This window comes from Herpetosiphon gulosus (assembly GCF_039545135.1).
In the GTDB taxonomy this organism is placed as follows: Bacteria; Chloroflexota; Chloroflexia; order Chloroflexales; family Herpetosiphonaceae; genus Herpetosiphon; species Herpetosiphon gulosus.
Genome location: NZ_BAABRU010000013.1, coordinates 93,066 through 110,040 on the forward strand (window position 1 = coordinate 93,066; position 16,975 = coordinate 110,040).

Consider the following 16,975-nt stretch of genomic DNA (forward strand, 5'->3'; position numbering starts at 1 on the left):
CTTGAATCTGGCATGAATGCTGCTAAGATTGCAACCGAGAACTGATAGACAAGAACCATTGCAGCACTACAATGAATCCATCAACGTTGATGAGGTGGCTATGCTTGAGCGATATCGTGGTTGTTTGTTGGGGTTGGCGGTTGGCGATGCAGTTGGCACAACGGTGGAATTTAGCCCGCCAGGCTCATTTAAGCCGTTGACTGACATGGTGGGTGGTGGGCCTTTCAACTTGCCATTAGGTGCGTGGACTGACGATACCTCGATGGCGTTGTGCCTTGCAGCCAGTTTGATCGAGCGCCAAGGCTTCGATGCGGCGGATCAAATGCAGCGCTATTGTCGCTGGCGCGATTATGGTTATATGAGCAGCACTGGCTCGTGTTTTGATTGTGGAATTACGGTTGGCAACGCGCTCAGCACCTTTCAACGCACGGGCAACCCCTACAGCGGCTCGACCGACCCTGCGACTGCTGGCAATGGCTCGTTGATGCGCTTGGCTCCAGTGGTTTTGGCCTACGCCAACCAGCCTGAGCAAGCCATGCAACTGGCAGTCGATAGTTCGCGCACAACCCATGGCGCAGCAGCGGCGGTTGATGCTTGTCGTTATTTCGCTGGCTTGTTGATTGGGGCATTGAATGGCGTGGATAAAGCGACATTGCTGGCCCCACGCTATAGCCCAATTGCCAATTATTGGCAGCAACAACCATTACAAACTGATATTGATGAGATTGCCGCTGGCTCATTTTGGCAACGCCAACCGCCCGAAATCCAAGGCACTGGTTATGTGGTGCGTTCGCTTGAAGCTGCGTTGTGGGCGTTTGCAAAGAGCAATTCATTTCGTGAAGGTTGTTTGATGGCGGCCAATCTGGGCCACGATGCCGACACTACCGCCGCAATTTATGGTCAAATCGCTGGAGCCTACTATGGTGAAGCTGAAATTCCTGCTGAATGGCGCGAGCCGATTGTTAGCCACGATTTGATTGTTGAATTTGCTGAGCGGCTGTATCGTTTGAATTATTAATATTCCCTCACCCCAACCCCTCTCCCACGGCGGCGGGAGAGGGGCTTTTGGTTTAATTGTTTCCCCCTCACTCGCTGGGCGGGAGAGGGGGTCAGGGGGTGAGGGCATGAATATCGACGGCGAATCCCACCCATGATTGTTAAAACCTACCCTTGAAAGGAGTGGGCTCGGGGGTGAGGGAGTTAGCTGGTATGCTTGGTATCAGTCAAACATAAGAGCGTCCAGCGGCGCTGACCATGATTAAAGGTAGCAAAGCTTCGATCCCATTGGCTCGAATTAAACCAGGGTGCCCATGGGCCTTCAATCCGGCAAACCGTGGTGGTGGCCATTTCGCCGCCCAGCATAGCCTCGACACAGACTTTGCTCATTGTGCGGGCATCACCATCGCTAAATGACGAGCTGGTGTAGGCTCCGCCGCTGACCAAGGCATGGGTTAACGCGCCTTCATATTCATAGCCGCTATAAAACGTCAGCGGCAGATCAAAGGGAATTTCGGTAGGTAACCCTAGCTCGGGCAATTCGCGATTAAGCGTGGGATGGCTGAGAAACCGATAGATTAGATGACTGGGATTAAGGTTCGTATTGGCAAACAAACTATCATACGCTGATGCATCATTTGGCCGAATACTGCGAAAAATCACGCCACCATTGAGATACATACCACGCAAGGCTTGCAAAACAAGCGTAATCCGTGGATCGGTTACCGGCTCAACCACAAGATCAATGGTATGCAACATAGTAAAACTCCCAAGATTGCCACAAACTGGCTGTAGCAAGTTTTCGCAATTAACGTGGTTGAAGCACGGCCCGAGCTGGAGCACCATCGCTACCCAGAATTTTCAAGGGCAAACAGAGCAGATTGTATGGGCCTGGGGCAACCTCAGTTAAATTGATACCCTCTAAGATTGCCACCCGACCGCCGAGCAAAATACAGTGGGTTGGGTTGCCTGGCTCAGCCTCAAATGGCTCAATTGAAAGATAATCGATCGCAATCAAGCGCAAATTGTGCTCAATCACCCAACGGGCTGCGCTACTGTCGAGTGCCCGAAAATCGCGATGGAAGCGTAGGGGTTCTTCTTGCCAAAAGGCCGAATTGCTGGTTTTGAGCAAGAGACGAGTACAATCGCTGGGCACATTGGCAGCGGCTAATTCTGCACCAGTAATTGGGCCAGTGCCAGTTAATTCCACCACATAACAATCACCAACAAATCGATCAAGCTCCAAGCTTTCAACCGCCAAATCGTTGTTGATAAAGTGCAGCGGTGCATCAACGTGCGTGCCAATGTGCACTCCAGTGTTGAGGCGGGTTACATTACAAATATCGCCTTTGTTCATATCGGCGGCGCGTTTTTGTTCAATCGGCGGATCGCCTTCCCAAACCGGCAGGGCTGGCGAAATCGGAACGCTAATATCGATCAAGTGGGCCATGGGTGGCTCCTTCAATGGCAAGGCATGCTACACATACCTCTAGAATAGCTGCTTCCATTGTCTCACAAAATAGCCATTTGAATGATTGTGACGACTCCCAGGATTTACGCCCTCCTTTTTTTAAATAACAGGCAGCCAGTAGGCTTAAACCCACTGGCTGCAAATCGGTCTATGGCTTAATCTTGCAAGGCTCGCACGCCCAAACCACCTTGACGCAAGGCCTGAATTGCATCGGCAACCGCAGCGGCACTAGCCACAGTGGTGATCGAAATCACGCCTTGGCGCAAAGCCGTTTGGCGAATTGCCTGTTCATCAAATAACGAGGCGCGGCCAAGCGGTGTATTGACAATAATATCAACTTGGCCGTTGATAATATAGTCAGCGGCGTTGGGTCGGCCTTCGTTAACTTTGTAGATCGTTTCGACGACCAAGCCATGCTCACGCAGATAGTGGGCTGTGCCAGCAGTCGCAATCACTTTGAAGCCTAGTTCGCTATATTGCTTGGCAACTGGCACGAGGGCTGGTTTATCGTGGTCGTTGACGCTCACAAAGATTGCGCCGCTGGTTGGCAAACTGCGGCCACAGCCTGCTTGGGCTTTGGCAAAGGCGGCTCCAAAGCTATCGCCACTGCCCATGGCCTCGCCAGTTGAGCGCATTTCTGGGCCTAAGGCGATCGTCGCACCCGGGAAGCGCCGCCATGGCAACACAACTTCTTTGACATGGAAGCCGCGTAACGCTGGCGCACTGCTAATGCCTTGTTGCTTGAGGCTCACACCCGCCATTACTTTGGCAGCGAGGGCGGCCCATGCGACACCACTGGCTTTGGCAACATAGGGAATCGAACGTGAAGCCCGTGGATTGACTTCGAGCACATAGATTTCATCATCCTTGACCGCGAATTGAACGTTCATCAAGCCAACCACGCCCAAGGCTCGGGCTAATTTATCGGTGGCGATTTTGAGTTGCTCAATCACCTGCGGCTTGATGCCAACGGTTGGCATAACACAGGCCGAATCGCCGGAGTGGATGCCTGCGCGTTCGATTTGCTCCATCATGCCAGCAATCACCACGGTTTCGCCATCGGCAACTGCATCAACATCCAGCTCAGTCGCATCTTCAAGGAAACGGTCGAGCAGCACAGGGTGTTCAGGCGAAGCATCGGTGATATGGCGCAAATAATCGTCAAGCCCCGCTTGATCATGGATAATTGCCATACCTTGACCGCCCAGCACATACGATGGCCGCACCATGGTGGGGTAGCCAATACGCTCAGCGATGGCCCGCGCTTCATCCCATGAGGTTGCTGAGCCATAAGGCGTGGCACGCAAACCACATTCCGCCAACACTGCGCCAAATTGGCCACGATCTTCGGCGCGATCAATTGCGGCTGGCGAGGTTCCCCATAATGGTACGCCTGCGGCTTCCAAGCCTTTGGCCAATTTGAGCGGGGTTTGACCACCAAACTGCAACAACACGCCTGCTGGTTGCTCAACATCGACAATATTCAGCACATCTTCCAAGGTCAATGGCTCAAAATACAGCCGATCAGCAGTGTCATAGTCGGTTGAAACCGTTTCAGGGTTACAGTTGACCATAATCGTTTCATAGCCAAGCTCACGCAGAGCAAACACGGCGTGACAGCAGCAATAGTCAAATTCCAGCCCTTGGCCGATGCGATTGGGGCCGCCGCCCAAAATCATCACTTTGCGCCGATCGCTAGGGTTGGCTTCGCTCTCGGTTTCATACGATGAGTAGAGGTAGGGCGTTTGCGCCGGAAATTCTGCCGCACAAGTATCAACATGATGATAGGTTGGCTTGATGTTATGCCCAAGCCGTTGTTGGCGCACCTCTGCTGGCGTTGCATTCAGCAAATAAGCCAATTGCGGGTCGCTGTAGCCATTGCGTTTGGCTTGCAGCAAGAGGTCGGCGGGAATTGTCGCCAAATCATAGTTGCGCACTGCTTTTTCGAGCGCAATCAAACTGGCCAACTGATCAAGGAACCAATAATCGATTTTGGTCAATTCATGAATTTGATCGACCGTCCAGCCAAGATCAAAGGCGGTGCGCATGGCAAAAATTCGCTGTGGCGTTGGCGTGATCAAAAGTTCGCGCAAGCGCTCTTGGGCCACAGGTTGACTGCCATCAGCACCCCAACCCATGCGGCCATTTTCCAACGAGCGCAAGGCTTTTTGCAAGGCTTCGGTGAAGGTGCGCCCCATGGCCATGGCCTCGCCGACTGATTTCATAGCTGTGCCAAGCACTGGCTGCGAGCCTGGAAATTTTTCGAAGTTCCAACGGGGAATTTTGACCACCACATAATCGAGCGATGGCTCGAATGAAGCTGGGGTTGATTTGGTGATATCGTTGGGCAATTCAGGCAACGTATAGCCAACCGCCAACTTAGCGGCAATTTTGGCGATTGGGAAGCCCGTTGCTTTGGATGCGAGCGCCGATGAACGTGAAACCCGTGGGTTCATCTCGATCACAATCACCCGACCATCGTGGGGATTGATTGCGAATTGGACATTCGATCCGCCAGTTGCTACGCCGACAACTTCCATTACCGCCAAACCCATATCGCGCAAGCGTTGGTATTCGCGGTCGGAGAGGGTCATGGCCGGAGCAACAGTGATTGAGTCGCCAGTGTGCACGCCCATGGGGTCGAAATTTTCAATTGAACAGACCACCACACCATTGCCAGCGCTATCGCGCATCAACTCAAGCTCGTATTCCTTCCAGCCCAGCAAGCTTTCTTCAATCAACAGCTCGCCAATGGGGGAAAGTTTCAAGCCCTCTTCGACGATCCGCCGAAAATCCTCAGAATTGTAGGCGATCCCGCCGCCAGCACCGCCGAGGGTAAACGAAGGCCGAATAATCGAAGGAAAACCGGTAGCTTTGACTAATTCGAGGGCTTCTTCGAGTGAGCGGGCAATGCCTGATCGTGCCGATTGCAAGCCAATCCGATCCATGGCCTGCTTGAACAACTCGCGATCTTCGGCGGTAGCGATGGCCTCGACATTTGCCCCAAGCAACTGCACATTATATTGCTCCAACACGCCAGCACGATGCAAATCCATGGCCAGATTGAGCGCGGTTTGACCGCCGACCGTGGGCAGCAAAGCATCGGGCCGTTCGCGGGCAATAATTTCGCTGACCGTTGGCACATCCAACGGCTCAATATAAGTACGATCAGCCAACGAGGGGTCGGTCATAATCGTAGCTGGATTGGAATTGACCAAAATAATGCGGAAACCCTCTTCGCGAAGCGCTTTGATCGCTTGAGTCCCGCTATAATCAAATTCGCATGCTTGCCCGATCACGATTGGGCCTGCGCCAAGCACCAGAATCGAGTGAATGTCGCTGCGTTTTGGCATCGGTGTCTCCATAGTGGGGGATGTACGCCCGCAAGGCACGCCGTTGGCTTGCCGCGCCCCATCCTAGCCAAGTTCGTGTGTCGGGCTGCCATTATACGATGAAATTGCCTGCCACAATTCAAACCAAGCGTTGCTTACAACTGTGTGCTCCTAGCTCCAAGTGACTAGATTAGGGCGCTTATCTGGTTGAGAGTTAGGGCAAATTGTCTTTGATTTGTCATCTTCATGGGTCGTCTTCGGCAGCGTGGCTAGCTATAGTAAAAGCAGCAACGCCACATGCCGAAGGAGGCATTCAATGAAGCTGTTCAAACCGAAAATGATTAATACCGCGCAATTTGAAGATGTAAGCGATTTCGCCAGCGAGGCCTTGATCTGCAAAAAATGTAATCATGAAATGCAAATCTCTGGCCCATTGCCGCATAATGCCAAATGCCATGTTTGTGGCTCAACCAACCTTGTGCGGCGCAATAATCCCAATCGTAGCAAAAATGATCAACGTGCTGCCTAAATCAATCACAATAATGGAGACTGCAAGGTCTCCATTATTGTGGAGTTTTCCACAGCATTCCACTAGCTATCAACATACTATCCCAAGCATTAAACCCACGCATTTAGCTTATGCTAATGAGCAAAATAGATTGCTTGACACTTATTGGACATGGTTTTCCACATATCCACAGCGTGGCTTATGCACATCGGGTTAGCAATGCTGCGCTGAGTTTGCCAAGAAACGCTACTATCCGCTATCATGCAAGCTACATTTTGCCTACATCGATACAACGACTCTCCTGTGGGCTGATGAACTCAACGGCGAGTTGGACGACCCACCAGCACAGAGGAGCTTTTGGCTTTGGATACAAAACAGATTTGGTTTACTACCCTTGGAACCTTGCAAAACCAAATACTTCGCTATGATTACGATACATGGCTAAAAACCACATCATTGGTCTCGGTGGCCAACGATTTGGCGGTGATTGGTGCACCCAATGTCACCACCAAACAAGTCATCGAAGATCGTTTTATGAGTGTGCTGCGCCGTGCTTTAGGCGAGGTTTTAGGCTATCAAGTGAATGTACGGGTGATTATCAGCAGTGCTACACCAGCTCCAAGCGAACCAGTTGCCGTAACTCTAAGCGAGCCAAGCCCAACAACTGAGGTGGCCGAGCCAAGCTTTGCCAGTTTCAATCAACCTGCGCCAATGCTCAATCAACTGCCCTTGGGCGATCCTAATCGCTCGTCAGTGCTTAACCCACGCTATACTTTTTCCTCGTTTATTGTTGGGACATCCAATCGTTTGGCCCATGCTGCGTGTATGGCGGTGGCCGAACACCCTGCCCAAGCCTATAATCCATTATTTTTGTATGGGGGCGTGGGGTTAGGCAAAACCCACTTGTTGCAGGCAATTGGCAACTATGCGCTTGATCGTAATCCTGAAGTGAATGTGCTCTATGTGTCGTCAGAGAAATTCACCAACGATTTGATCAACGCGATTCGTCGCCAACAAACCGAAGAATTTCGCATCCGCTACCGTAATATCGATATTTTGCTAATCGACGATATTCAGTTTATCGCAGGCAAAGAAGGCACGCAGGAAGAATTTTTTCATACCTTCAATACCTTGCATGGCGCGGGCAAACAAATTGTGCTCAGCTCGGATCGCCCACCAAAAGCGATTTTGACCCTTGAAGAGCGTTTACGCTCACGCTTTGAATGGGGCTTGATTGTCGATGTGCAAAACCCAGATCTCGAAACCCGCACGGCGATTTTGCGAGCCAAAGGCGAGACCTTGCAAGTACCAGTTTCCTCAGAGGTGATCGACTTCTTGGCTCAACGAATTCAAAGCAACATTCGTGAGCTTGAGGGCTGTTTGAATCGGGTGATTGCCTATGCCAACCTTAATCGCACGCCTGTCACGGTTGAAGTTGCTTCGGCTGCCTTAGCCGATTTGCTCGATACCAGTCGGCGTAAACGGGTAACGGCTGATGATATTTTTCGCGAAGTTTCACAACATTATGGCATCGATCAACGGGCAATTCGTGGGCGGGGCCGTTCGCGCAATGTGGTGTTGCCACGCCAAGTGGTGATGTATTTGCTGCGCGAAGAGACCGATGCCTCACTGGTCGAAATTGGCGAGTTGCTGGGTGGGCGCGACCATACAACCGTCATGCATGGCTACAATAAAATTACCGACGACCTCACCAGCGATGCTCGTTTGCGCAACGATATCACCTCGCTGCGCCAACGACTCTACGGCGAAAACGCCCGTTAATCGAAAAAATGCCACGGTTGATCGATCAGATCAATCGTGGCATTTTTGTTTAAATCTGCTTAATTCTTGGTGAGCCACTCTTCGAGCGTGCGCCCGACTGCTTCTAATGCCGAGGCACTGAGCTTATCGATCGTGTCGCTGGTGGTGTGCCAATGCGGGTAATCGAAGTCGATCAGGTCGGCGGCGCTAAAGCCGCGTTGTAAGAAGGCAGTATGATCATCAAGAATATGGTGTTTGGTTTCCGAAATGAAGGTGGTGTAGCCCAAATCGGCAGCTTGTTGCCAAATTTCGGCTCGTAAGGCGGGAGTCGAGCTTTGCTCAAGGTAAATTTGTTGATCAGCATCGCCAATCATATCGACGATAACCACAGCTTTGGGCGTGGTTTCGAGCTTGGGAGCTAGGTCGATTGAGCCAAGCGTCCAATTCCATGTGCCAATTCCGCCGTTATCCTCGGCATCGAAAAACACCAGCCAAACTTCCTCGTTGAGGCGTTCGGGTTTGAGTACCCGCGCCAATTCGAGCAGCACCGCAACGCCGCTGGCTCCATCGTTGGCGGCTGGCACTGGTTGCATCCGCTTGGTTGGGTCGGGATCATTATCGGCGTAACGGCGAGCATCGTAGTGCGCTCCAAGCAATACTAACGGCCCAGTGCCACGTCGGGCGATAATATTGCGGCCTTTTTTATTTTCGGGCACGTTGAAAAATTGCTCTTCAACATCCCAGCCATATTCCAGCAAGGTTTGCACAATCCAATCGCCATTGGCTTGCCAACCAGGTGTGCCCGTATCGCGTGGAATCCATTGCATTTGGACTTTGGCAAATTCCATGGCGTTTGCCCCGTTGAACTGTGGGCTTTCGGTTAGGCTTGGCTTGGGCAAAGGCACAATCGTTGGCGCACTTGTAGCTGCGACTGTTTGAACTGGATTGGCAACCGGTGTTCCAGTCGTTGCGCCGCAACCAGTTAAGCTGATGATCATGCCAAGTTGCAGCAAGCGTTGGAACCAAAGGCGTTGGATCATTCGTTGCCCCCGTTGAGATAGCGAGTTGCGGCTTCGCATAAAATGGCAACACCCAAGGGCAATACGCCTTCGTCGAAGCTAAATGCAGGGTGATGATGGGGATGTGCTCCCAACTCGCGCTCAAGGGTTTGCCCACCCAAGAAGAAATAGCAGCCAGGCACTTCATTCAACAACACCGACATATCTTCTGAACCCATGGTGCGCACGCTGTCATCGACGTTCTCAGCGCCCAAAATCGCTTCAGCCGCGCCACGTACCAAGGCGGTTGCCGCAGGGTCGCAGATGGTTGCTGGGCACATTTCATCGTATTTGAGGGTGGCAGTTGCCCCAAAGGTTGCCGCTACGCCTTGCACCACTTCATGCACCCGTTGTTTCAAGCGTTCGCGAGCTTCGGGGTCATAGCTGCGAATCGTGCCAGTCAGGGTGGCATTGTGGGCGATGATGTTGTGGGCTGTGCCAGCTTGAACTGAGCCAACCGAAAGCACTGCTGGCTGTTCAGGGTGAACATTACGACTGACGATTGAATGCAAAGCAACGACCATATGCGAAGCCACCAATACCGAATCGACCGTGGTTTCAGGTTGAGCGCCGTGGCCCCCTTTGCCGGTAATTTCCACAATAAAGGTATCAGCAGAAGCCATGATTGGTCCTGAACGAACATTGGCTTTACCCAACGGCATGGGTGCCCAAATATGCAAACCAAGCGAAATATCAGGCCGTGGATTGTGCATCGCGCCAGCTTCGACCATCTTTTGAGCGCCGCCGCCACCTTCTTCAGCAGGCTGGAACAGCAATTTAATTCCACCTGTGCCGAGAGCTTCGCGGTTTTGCATCAGGGCTGCGGCCACGCCTAAGCCGATCGCCACATGCCCATCATGGCCACAAGCATGCATTTTGCCATCGACGGTTGAGCGATAATCGACATCGTTTTGTTCATGGATTGGCAAGGCATCCATGTCGAAGCGCAACATGGCAACTTTGCCACCTGGCTGAGCCGGAATATGCCCTAAAACGCCAGTGGTTGCAACCCCCTCGGTAACCTCGTAGCCCAACTCGCGCAAGCGATCAGCCACAATTTTGGCCGTGCGAAACTCTTCGAAGCCAAGTTCAGGATGCTGGTGTAAATCGCGGCGATCAGTGATCAATTGCTCGACCAAGGTATGAGCAACATAACGAAAATCTGGACGACTAGCCATAGACAACTCCTTATAATTGTGCGCTTGCGCCGAAAAGACCACTACCGTCATGCTACACAGATTTTGATCTTTGACAAAGGCTGAGATTGGCCAAAAATCACCCCTAACTCTTAACAATAGGCTTTGCCCGCATCTAAGGCGTGTGATACAATAACGCCCAATACCGTTGTATCCCTCTCTTATGGCACAAATTGTGCGCTAGTGCCTGGAACAATACGTGCAGGCAAGGAGACCGCATGGCAGACAAAGAGAGCATCCTGCAGCTCGGTATCGAAGCTGCGCGTGCGGGTGACAAAGAAGAGGCGCGGAAGCTTTTCCGTTTGCTGACCCGCGAAACACCCTACGACCCTCAAGCATGGTTGTGGTTGGCTGGTGTTGCCGAGGATCGCGAAGAAAAGCGTGCTGCGCTGGAGAAAGTCACCGAACTTGATCCGTCGAATGAATTGGCTCGTCAAGGTTTAGAGGCGCTGGGTGGCCCTGCAGCGAAGTCTGCTGCTCCAACCCCACCGCCTGCTCTTGAACCTGCACCAGTTTTTGTGGAGCCAGCAACCACTACCGCATTTGATGATTTTGATGTCGATTGGGGTCAACCAAGCCCCCGTGCCGTTGAGCCAACTCCTGCGCCCGTTGCCAAAGCCGAGCCTGCGCGTACCCGCGAACTAACGCCAGACGAAGAATTTGCCATGTCGTTGGATTCATTGGGCAGCTATTCTAACGCGATCAGCGATCGCCAAAAGAGCAGCGGCGGCGATTCATCGGTCGATTTCGATATTCCAGATTTTGGCGATGACCTTGATCTCGATGCCTACATGAACCGTGAGCGCGTCGATATCTCGACAATCGAAGTTAAACCCGAAGAAGCCAAAAAACCAGTTCGACGCTCGCCAACCTTGTCGGCAGCAACGGCTGAAAGCAATAATGTTACGCCACGCGGCGGTAAGCGCAAAACCAACCAAGGCAATAGCGCCTTAATCCGTGCTTTGCTTGGGGTCTTGCTGCTGTTCTTGTTGGGCTTCGTGGTTTGGAAATTCTTCCTTTCAGGTGATTCTGAGCCAGTTGCCAATTTGAATACGCCACAACCAACCTTTGTCGGTGGGCCAACTGACCCAATTTCGCCAACGGCTGATTTGGCTTTGGCAACCCCGATTGTCGAGCCAACTCCCGACCCGAATGCACCACCACCAACCCAAGTTGTGCCAACGGTTGATCCCAACACCTTCCCCGTTGATCAACAATTGGGTAGTGCTCAACCAGCCTTCTTGCCTTCCGATGGCACAATTCCATTGAATATTGATGGTTGGTTCTTCAACTATGCTGGTGGTAATTTAATTGCCGATGGCAATGCGATTAATCTCCAGCCCCAAGGTCGCTGGGTGGCGGTACGCTTGTTGATGGCCGATACCTTCGGCGGTCGCACGGTTCCTGCCGATTTGGTGGTCTTGAAGGATGCTCAAGGGCGGGTTTATCGCGCCAATCTCGATGCTTCCGAAGCGGTTACCAATGTCTACCCCGATTTTGTCAACCGTGGGTTCCCCTACATCAACCAAAAACAAACCGCACCTGGTGGCAACTTCACCATTGCCTTGGTGTTTGATGTAGCCCCTGATGCAACCGATTTGGTGTTGTTCAGCCCTCAATACCTCGACCAAGGCTACTACGTGCGGGGCAACTCACAATAATCCAAACCCAAGCCAAACTGGTATCTGCAAGCGACCTTTCGAATTTCGGAAGGTCGCTTGTTGGTTGTGCGGATCAAGCAAGGGCTGTGCTATCATAGCTCGTAGCAAAACCATCAGCACAAAGGAAGGTTGTTGTGGGTCTAGTCTTCAATGGATTGTTGCTGGGTATTCCGCTGGGCTTAACGGTTTTAGGCGCGAGCCGCGGAATTCAGCGTGAGGCCATGACATTAATTGGCATTTTGTTGGGAGCCTTGTTAGCCGAATTGTGGGGGCCAATTTGGGGGCCAAATAATGCTACCCGCTTTAATCAAGATATTGCCAATACGACCGCTTGGGTTTCGATTATTCTCTTGCTGGTTTGTACAATTTTCATCGGCTATGGCGGGGCGTTGCTGCTGCCGTCGCGCAAGCAATTGGCCCAAGGCCGCTCTCGCTGGTTTGGCGCTGGTGCTGGCTTGTTCAATGGAATCTTGCTGCTCAGCCTAATTTTGCGCTATGGCAATGTTTATAATAACGATTTGATGGTCAGCGTCTGGGCTGCGGATAGCCGTGTTGCAATGTTGTTTATCGAGCGCTTTCCGACGATGTTGCTGGTTGGGATTGTTTCAATTGCCGTGATTGTCAATCTGCGTTTATTGCAACGCTTGATCTATAAAATTCATGGCAAGGAAACCAAACCAGAAGAAAAGAAGAAGGCCGAGGAAAAACCAGCCACTCCACCCCCACCACCAGAGCCAAAACCCCCAGCTCCCGATACTGTCAACAACCCGATTTTGCGCGATTTGATTTTGGCTGAGATTAAAAAAGATAAGCCACCAGCCTAAAATGCTACAATGGCCGAAGCAATTTCGGCCATTGTTGTTTAACCTAGAATTTAGTAGTTGTTCAAGGTTGCTGGCAAGAAGATCTGTTGGGTGTAGAGGAAGTCGATTTTCGCGCCACACAAGGCATATTCACTGCTTGCCGACGACGCATCCCACACCAAGGCAAAGCCTTTTTCTTCGTTTTCAATTGGATAATTAATGTTGACAGAATTCTGAGTATCTGTCCCCATCACTGGCACACTGGTGATTTGGGTAAAATCGCCACTGCCAACAAAGCTGTAGAGATTGAGGGTTGGGCCAGCCGCAGCATTTTTATAGTAGAAGGTGACGCGCGCGGCTTTGGCTCCTTCAGGTGCAGTCACATTGGTGGTCAAATCTTCAACTTCGTTGCTTACATTGACACAACCATTGGCATCGCTGGTGTAATTGACGTTCGAGCGGCGGGGCACAAAGGTGCTGCCCGTGATGAAGCGGCTATCTTGGCTTGGCTTGGCGCTGGGGTTGGTATATTGGAAACGGACCCCACACAAGCGAATTTGATTGCTCAACACCCCACCAAAATCGGCCAAAACGCTCAATGATTCGCTGCTTTCGTTGACGGTGTAATTCAACGATTGGTCAGCATTCACCACCGCCGTATTCGAAACTGGACTAGTCAAGGTGGCGAGAGTATTGGTTACCCCTTGGCCGTTTGATGCAATTAATTTGACCGTTAGATCAGCGCTGTTGATATCGCGGAAATAGCTGCGCACTGCCGTCAGTTGGCTGCCTTGGGGCAAATCAACATCGGCATTCAGCGTGCGCCCATTGATTTTGACAAAGGTACAGCCAGCCCCAGCATAGCCATGTTCGGTGCTAGAGTTGGTGTTGACCAAGGTGCTACCAACAATAAACAGATAGTCGGTCGATGGGCGTGGCTCGGCTGGGGCTGTGTAGGCGATCCGCACGCCACATAATTGCATCGCCGCGTTGGTTACGCGGGGAAACCACTCAAGGAACAAGCCACGGGTTTGCATATTGACCACATACGGGGCATATTGCGAACTCATTGGGGCGTAGGTGTTGGTCAAGCCCACCGAGCTAGAAATTTCCACCGTGATCAATTCGCGCGGAGTAACCATATCGCTATCATTGAGGGTCAACTCAGCTTTGGTTTGAGTTGTGCTGGTGTCGTAGAGATAATAATCCAAGCCCAAGATCGTTGCGCCATTAGGCACGGCGACTGGGGCGGTAAACTCGCCACTGCTGGTGGCATAAATACAACCAGTTGGTTGATTATTAACATTGCGAGTGGTTTCAAACGCCGTGGTTGAGTCGCGGGTTTGAAACGAGCTGCCAGCAATCCATAGATACTGGGTATCGTTGGGGGTGGCAGGAGCTTGGGTTTGAGCTGGGCTAACTTGGGCCCGAGCAACAAAAACTGGGCCAACGAGGAACAACATTGCCAATAGAACAATGGCGAGACGGAATGAAGCGCGGATTCGCGACATTGCTACTTCCTTTCCAAGAATACGAATAGCGGTCGTAAAGATTACCCCTATGCTAGCATAAAGAGATTAAAAAAGAAAACTTTTGAGGGAACCCGCATGGGTGTTTTTTCGGGTGATTTGCGCTCATCCTTGATGAGGATTCAGCTTATTCTTCGCGTTGTAAATCGCGTGGATCAGCCCCATACAGCCATTGATGCTGGGCTTGAGCTTCCCACCAACTGCACGGGAATGCTGGTGCAGCGACTTCCTCAATTGCGGCGCGAATTTGGCGGGCACAAATTTTTGGTTCAACCCGCCCAACCCCAGTTCCCAAGCCTGGAATTGCCACGGTTTTAACCACATCAGCAATTGCTTGACCATCAGCTAAACGCCCATGCTTGATCAACAGCAAGACTGCACGGCAGGCCAAATAGGGGTTGACCGTGCCTTGCAAAATCATGGGCACACGCATGGTTGGGGCCGCAATCACGTAGGGAATTTTGGCATGATCGGTTGGCACAAGCGCAGCATTGCCAATCAACAACTCACCATAATGCTCTTGTTGAATGATCGTTTGCAAGCGTTCTTGCACATGCCAGCCAAAAAAGCGGCTATAGAGCATATCGATGCCGCCATCCATAAAACCAAAACTGTTGGCAGGGCTGACCACGGCATCAGTAGCGCAATCGAGAATTGAGCCATGCTGAATGCTGACATTCGGCAAATCGCCACAAATTTGCTGCCATGCGGCGACCATGGCTGGTTGAACATCGGCCAGAATGATCTGCATTGCTCACTCCTTGGGATAATTGATAATTGCAAATGTGCCTTGACCTAAGGCCAATAACTCGCCAGCCTCGTTAACCACCCGCCCGGTTAAAATGCCAAAACGGGTGGTGCGTTCAACTAATTCGGCGGTGGCAATAATGGTTCCATCAACAATTGGCCGCAGGTAGTTAATTTTCAATTCAAGCGTGGCGCAACCCAATGGGCGTTCGAGTGCTGTCCAAAACGCGCCGCCCATGGCTGTATCCAACAGGCTATAGGCTACGCCACCGTGGGCGATCCCAGCGGGGTTGTAATGGCCTGGGTCGATCTGCAATGAGCAGCGTGAGAAGCCAGGCTGAACATCCTCATACACCACGCCTAAACTCCAAGTAAAACCTGCTCCATGGGCTTGGTGCTTACCGATGCGTTTGATTAAGGTCAAGGCTAATTGCTGTTCGCGCTCATCCATGCGGGCTAAAAGTTGTTGAGCTTGTTTCAATGTGTCCATAATAATCCTTTGGGTACTAGCATTCGAGCAGTGAGATTAATTGGCGCAGGTAGGCTGGTATCATTGCTTCCATCTCCCATGGTGCATAGAGATAGGGCTTGATCCAATGCTGATAGGTTAGAGCTTGATGGATTGGTGTCAAGATCGCGGCGTGCTGATAGGCTTGCCGCAATTGAGCATACTCTAGCCCAAACTGCTCAACCCATATATTAAGATAGCTTTGAATTAAGGTTTCGCGTACATTCAGAATACTGCTAAATCGTTGCTCAATACCTTCAAGCAGCAGCCCAAGGCTAAAAAATGGTTGACTAATGCTAGCATCCGACCAATCAGTAAAAATTGTACGTTGTGCTGCAATGATGATATTGCTTGCTCCAAGATCGCCATGTTCAAGCGTATCGGGAAGATTGAAGGCTTGCAAGCTACAACAAGCGGCCTTTAATTGGGGAATCGCTGCTTGGAGTTGTGCTAATTCAGCCGATGTTAATCCCCATGATTGGTCTAAGAGCATCGCTTGATGGTCATTAAGCAATGGCTCAATCTGATCGATTAGCCAACTTAGCGGGCGAATTGCTAAGCCACAGGCTGCAAGCTGCTCACGTTTGGGAATTTGGCGGATTTGCAATTGAGCATAAGCTTCAAGGCTGCGTTGCCATTGCTCAAGGTTGGTGCTTTGATTGAGGGTTGGTGCTGCAAAATCAGGCAAGAGCATCCAGGCTTGTTGTGGCTCAAGCGCTAACACTGATGGCGTATGGTTTAGTTCGTGGGCCTGTAAGTATTGGATTAAGCGTATTTCATGAGCAAACATCGCCGGGAGTGCCTTGAAAAAGATGCGACCTTGGGTTGTGGCAAGTTGCCAAATGCTGGAACGGTTCCAAGTGCGATGTTGCTGAATTTCTCCAAGTGCCTGAATATCAGCCTGCGCTAAAACACGGTTGATCCATGCAAATGCGGCTGGCCCCCAATTGGCTTGATACCACGGGACTTCTTGCAGTGGCAGAGTTGGAGTTTTGTACTGGGTCTGCCATTTAGTCAACAGCAGGGCTAGGCTTGGATCAACTTGTTGATCATTAATGGCTTGATCGATGAGCATCCAAGCTGCGGTTGCTATGGGCTGGATTGATTCAGCAAGCAGCGTGTATGTAAGGGTCATTTGGTGCTGCGTAAAATCATCATCAATCTGTATACAGCGCAAAACGCGGGTGGTTAAGCCCAAATGGGCGACAACCCAAGCATTGATATGGGCTACATCTTGCCAAAAGTGGCTGAGTGGCATTTGCCATGAAGGTAAACGTAACTGGTTGGTATTGGGCAATAAAAAGAGATATTTGTCAGTAGGATCACTAAGAATCAGGCGATAATTAACCATCCAGGTGGTTTCAGCGTTCATAATAAAAACTCCTAAGCAATAGCATTTGAATGC

At 51.2% G+C, this 16,975-nt stretch carries 14 protein-coding genes; 5 read left to right on the forward strand and 9 right to left on the reverse strand.

All coding sequences use genetic code 11. The features are described 5' to 3' along the window. Positions 1-100: 100 nt before the first annotated feature. A complete protein-coding gene (locus ABEB26_RS17805; RefSeq protein ID WP_345723387.1) occupies positions 101-1,018 on the forward strand; it encodes an ADP-ribosylglycohydrolase family protein in 918 nt (305 codons plus the stop codon). A gap of 182 nt (positions 1,019-1,200) precedes the next feature. Here the strand turns inward: ABEB26_RS17805 and ABEB26_RS17810 are convergent, their stop codons facing one another. The 3 genes from ABEB26_RS17810 to carB all read right to left on the reverse strand — a co-directional run bounded on the left by ABEB26_RS17810 (position 1,201) and on the right by carB (position 5,820). Then, entirely contained in the window at positions 1,201-1,755 is a 555-nt protein-coding gene (locus tag ABEB26_RS17810) for a hypothetical protein (protein WP_345723388.1), read from the reverse strand. A 49-nt stretch (positions 1,756-1,804) separates the two neighbouring features. Continuing rightward, complete coding sequence (locus ABEB26_RS17815; protein ID WP_345723389.1) at positions 1,805-2,446, reverse strand: cyclase family protein; 642 nt, start codon at positions 2,444-2,446, stop codon at positions 1,805-1,807. Positions 2,447-2,622: 176 nt separating this feature from the next. Next, complete coding sequence (gene carB / locus ABEB26_RS17820; protein WP_345723390.1) at positions 2,623-5,820, reverse strand: carbamoyl-phosphate synthase large subunit; 3,198 nt, start codon at positions 5,818-5,820, stop codon at positions 2,623-2,625. Positions 5,821-6,115: 295 nt separating this feature from the next. Here carB and ABEB26_RS17825 point away from each other — a divergent pair, with 295 nt between their 5' ends. Together ABEB26_RS17825 and dnaA are read left to right on the forward strand one after the other, a co-directional pair. Then, positions 6,116-6,328, forward strand: a complete 213-nt coding sequence (locus tag ABEB26_RS17825) for a zinc ribbon-containing protein (RefSeq protein WP_345723391.1) — start codon at positions 6,116-6,118, stop codon at positions 6,326-6,328. A gap of 342 nt (positions 6,329-6,670) precedes the next feature. Further along, on the forward strand, positions 6,671-8,089 hold the full coding sequence (dnaA, locus tag ABEB26_RS17830) for a chromosomal replication initiator protein DnaA (RefSeq protein WP_345723392.1): 1,419 nt from the start codon (positions 6,671-6,673) through the stop codon (positions 8,087-8,089). A gap of 59 nt (positions 8,090-8,148) precedes the next feature. On the opposite strand, the gene ABEB26_RS17835 is transcribed toward dnaA, so the two are convergent. Both ABEB26_RS17835 and ABEB26_RS17840 read right to left on the reverse strand, forming a co-directional pair. Beyond that, positions 8,149-9,108 (reverse strand): M28 family peptidase, encoded by a 960-nt coding sequence (locus ABEB26_RS17835; protein ID WP_345723393.1) that lies wholly within the window; start codon positions 9,106-9,108, stop codon positions 8,149-8,151. Then, a complete protein-coding gene (locus ABEB26_RS17840) occupies positions 9,105-10,304 on the reverse strand; it encodes a M20 metallopeptidase family protein (protein WP_345723394.1) in 1,200 nt (399 codons plus the stop codon). Before ABEB26_RS17840 ends, ABEB26_RS17835 begins: the two co-directional genes overlap by 4 nt. A gap of 236 nt (positions 10,305-10,540) precedes the next feature. Here ABEB26_RS17840 and ABEB26_RS17845 point away from each other — a divergent pair, with 236 nt between their 5' ends. Both ABEB26_RS17845 and ABEB26_RS17850 read left to right on the forward strand, forming a co-directional pair. After that, positions 10,541-11,983, forward strand: a complete 1,443-nt coding sequence (locus ABEB26_RS17845) for an SPOR domain-containing protein (protein ID WP_345723395.1) — start codon at positions 10,541-10,543, stop codon at positions 11,981-11,983. Positions 11,984-12,117: 134 nt separating this feature from the next. Beyond that, positions 12,118-12,807 (forward strand): CvpA family protein, encoded by a 690-nt coding sequence (locus tag ABEB26_RS17850; RefSeq protein ID WP_345723396.1) that lies wholly within the window; start codon positions 12,118-12,120, stop codon positions 12,805-12,807. Between the two features lie 50 nt (positions 12,808-12,857). Here the strand turns inward: ABEB26_RS17850 and ABEB26_RS17855 are convergent, their stop codons facing one another. The 4 genes from ABEB26_RS17855 to ABEB26_RS17870 form a co-directional block, all read right to left on the reverse strand. Next, a complete protein-coding gene (locus ABEB26_RS17855) occupies positions 12,858-14,297 on the reverse strand; it encodes a hypothetical protein (protein ID WP_345723397.1) in 1,440 nt (479 codons plus the stop codon). Positions 14,298-14,442: 145 nt separating this feature from the next. Further along, on the reverse strand, positions 14,443-15,066 hold the full coding sequence (locus tag ABEB26_RS17860; protein WP_345723398.1) for a macro domain-containing protein: 624 nt from the start codon (positions 15,064-15,066) through the stop codon (positions 14,443-14,445). Between the two features lie 3 nt (positions 15,067-15,069). Next, entirely contained in the window at positions 15,070-15,552 is a 483-nt protein-coding gene (locus ABEB26_RS17865; RefSeq protein WP_345723399.1) for a PaaI family thioesterase, read from the reverse strand. Positions 15,553-15,568: 16 nt separating this feature from the next. Beyond that, positions 15,569-16,942, reverse strand: coding sequence for a phosphotransferase (locus tag ABEB26_RS17870; RefSeq protein WP_345723400.1), 1,374 nt, complete (start codon positions 16,940-16,942; stop codon positions 15,569-15,571). Positions 16,943-16,975 lie beyond the last annotated feature (33 nt).

Excerpts from the sequence above, each read along its gene's own strand:
- ABEB26_RS17860 (WP_345723398.1), bottom strand. The coding sequence starts at position 15,066 with ATGCAGATCATTCTGGCCGATGTTCAACCAGCCATGGTCGCCGCATGG.
- ABEB26_RS17805 (WP_345723387.1), top strand. The coding sequence starts at position 101 with ATGCTTGAGCGATATCGTGGTTGTTTGTTGGGGTTGGCGGTTGGCGAT.
- ABEB26_RS17845 (WP_345723395.1), top strand. The coding sequence starts at position 10,541 with ATGGCAGACAAAGAGAGCATCCTGCAGCTCGGTATCGAAGCTGCGCGT.
- ABEB26_RS17855 (WP_345723397.1), bottom strand. The coding sequence starts at position 14,297 with ATGTCGCGAATCCGCGCTTCATTCCGTCTCGCCATTGTTCTATTGGCA.
- ABEB26_RS17825 (WP_345723391.1), top strand. The coding sequence starts at position 6,116 with ATGAAGCTGTTCAAACCGAAAATGATTAATACCGCGCAATTTGAAGAT.
- carB (WP_345723390.1), bottom strand. The coding sequence starts at position 5,820 with ATGCCAAAACGCAGCGACATTCACTCGATTCTGGTGCTTGGCGCAGGC.
- ABEB26_RS17870 (WP_345723400.1), bottom strand. The coding sequence starts at position 16,942 with ATGAACGCTGAAACCACCTGGATGGTTAATTATCGCCTGATTCTTAGT.
- ABEB26_RS17835 (WP_345723393.1), bottom strand. The coding sequence starts at position 9,108 with ATGATCCAACGCCTTTGGTTCCAACGCTTGCTGCAACTTGGCATGATC.
- ABEB26_RS17810 (WP_345723388.1), bottom strand. The coding sequence starts at position 1,755 with ATGTTGCATACCATTGATCTTGTGGTTGAGCCGGTAACCGATCCACGG.
- ABEB26_RS17815 (WP_345723389.1), bottom strand. The coding sequence starts at position 2,446 with ATGGCCCACTTGATCGATATTAGCGTTCCGATTTCGCCAGCCCTGCCG.
- ABEB26_RS17865 (WP_345723399.1), bottom strand. The coding sequence starts at position 15,552 with ATGGACACATTGAAACAAGCTCAACAACTTTTAGCCCGCATGGATGAG.
- ABEB26_RS17840 (WP_345723394.1), bottom strand. The coding sequence starts at position 10,304 with ATGGCTAGTCGTCCAGATTTTCGTTATGTTGCTCATACCTTGGTCGAG.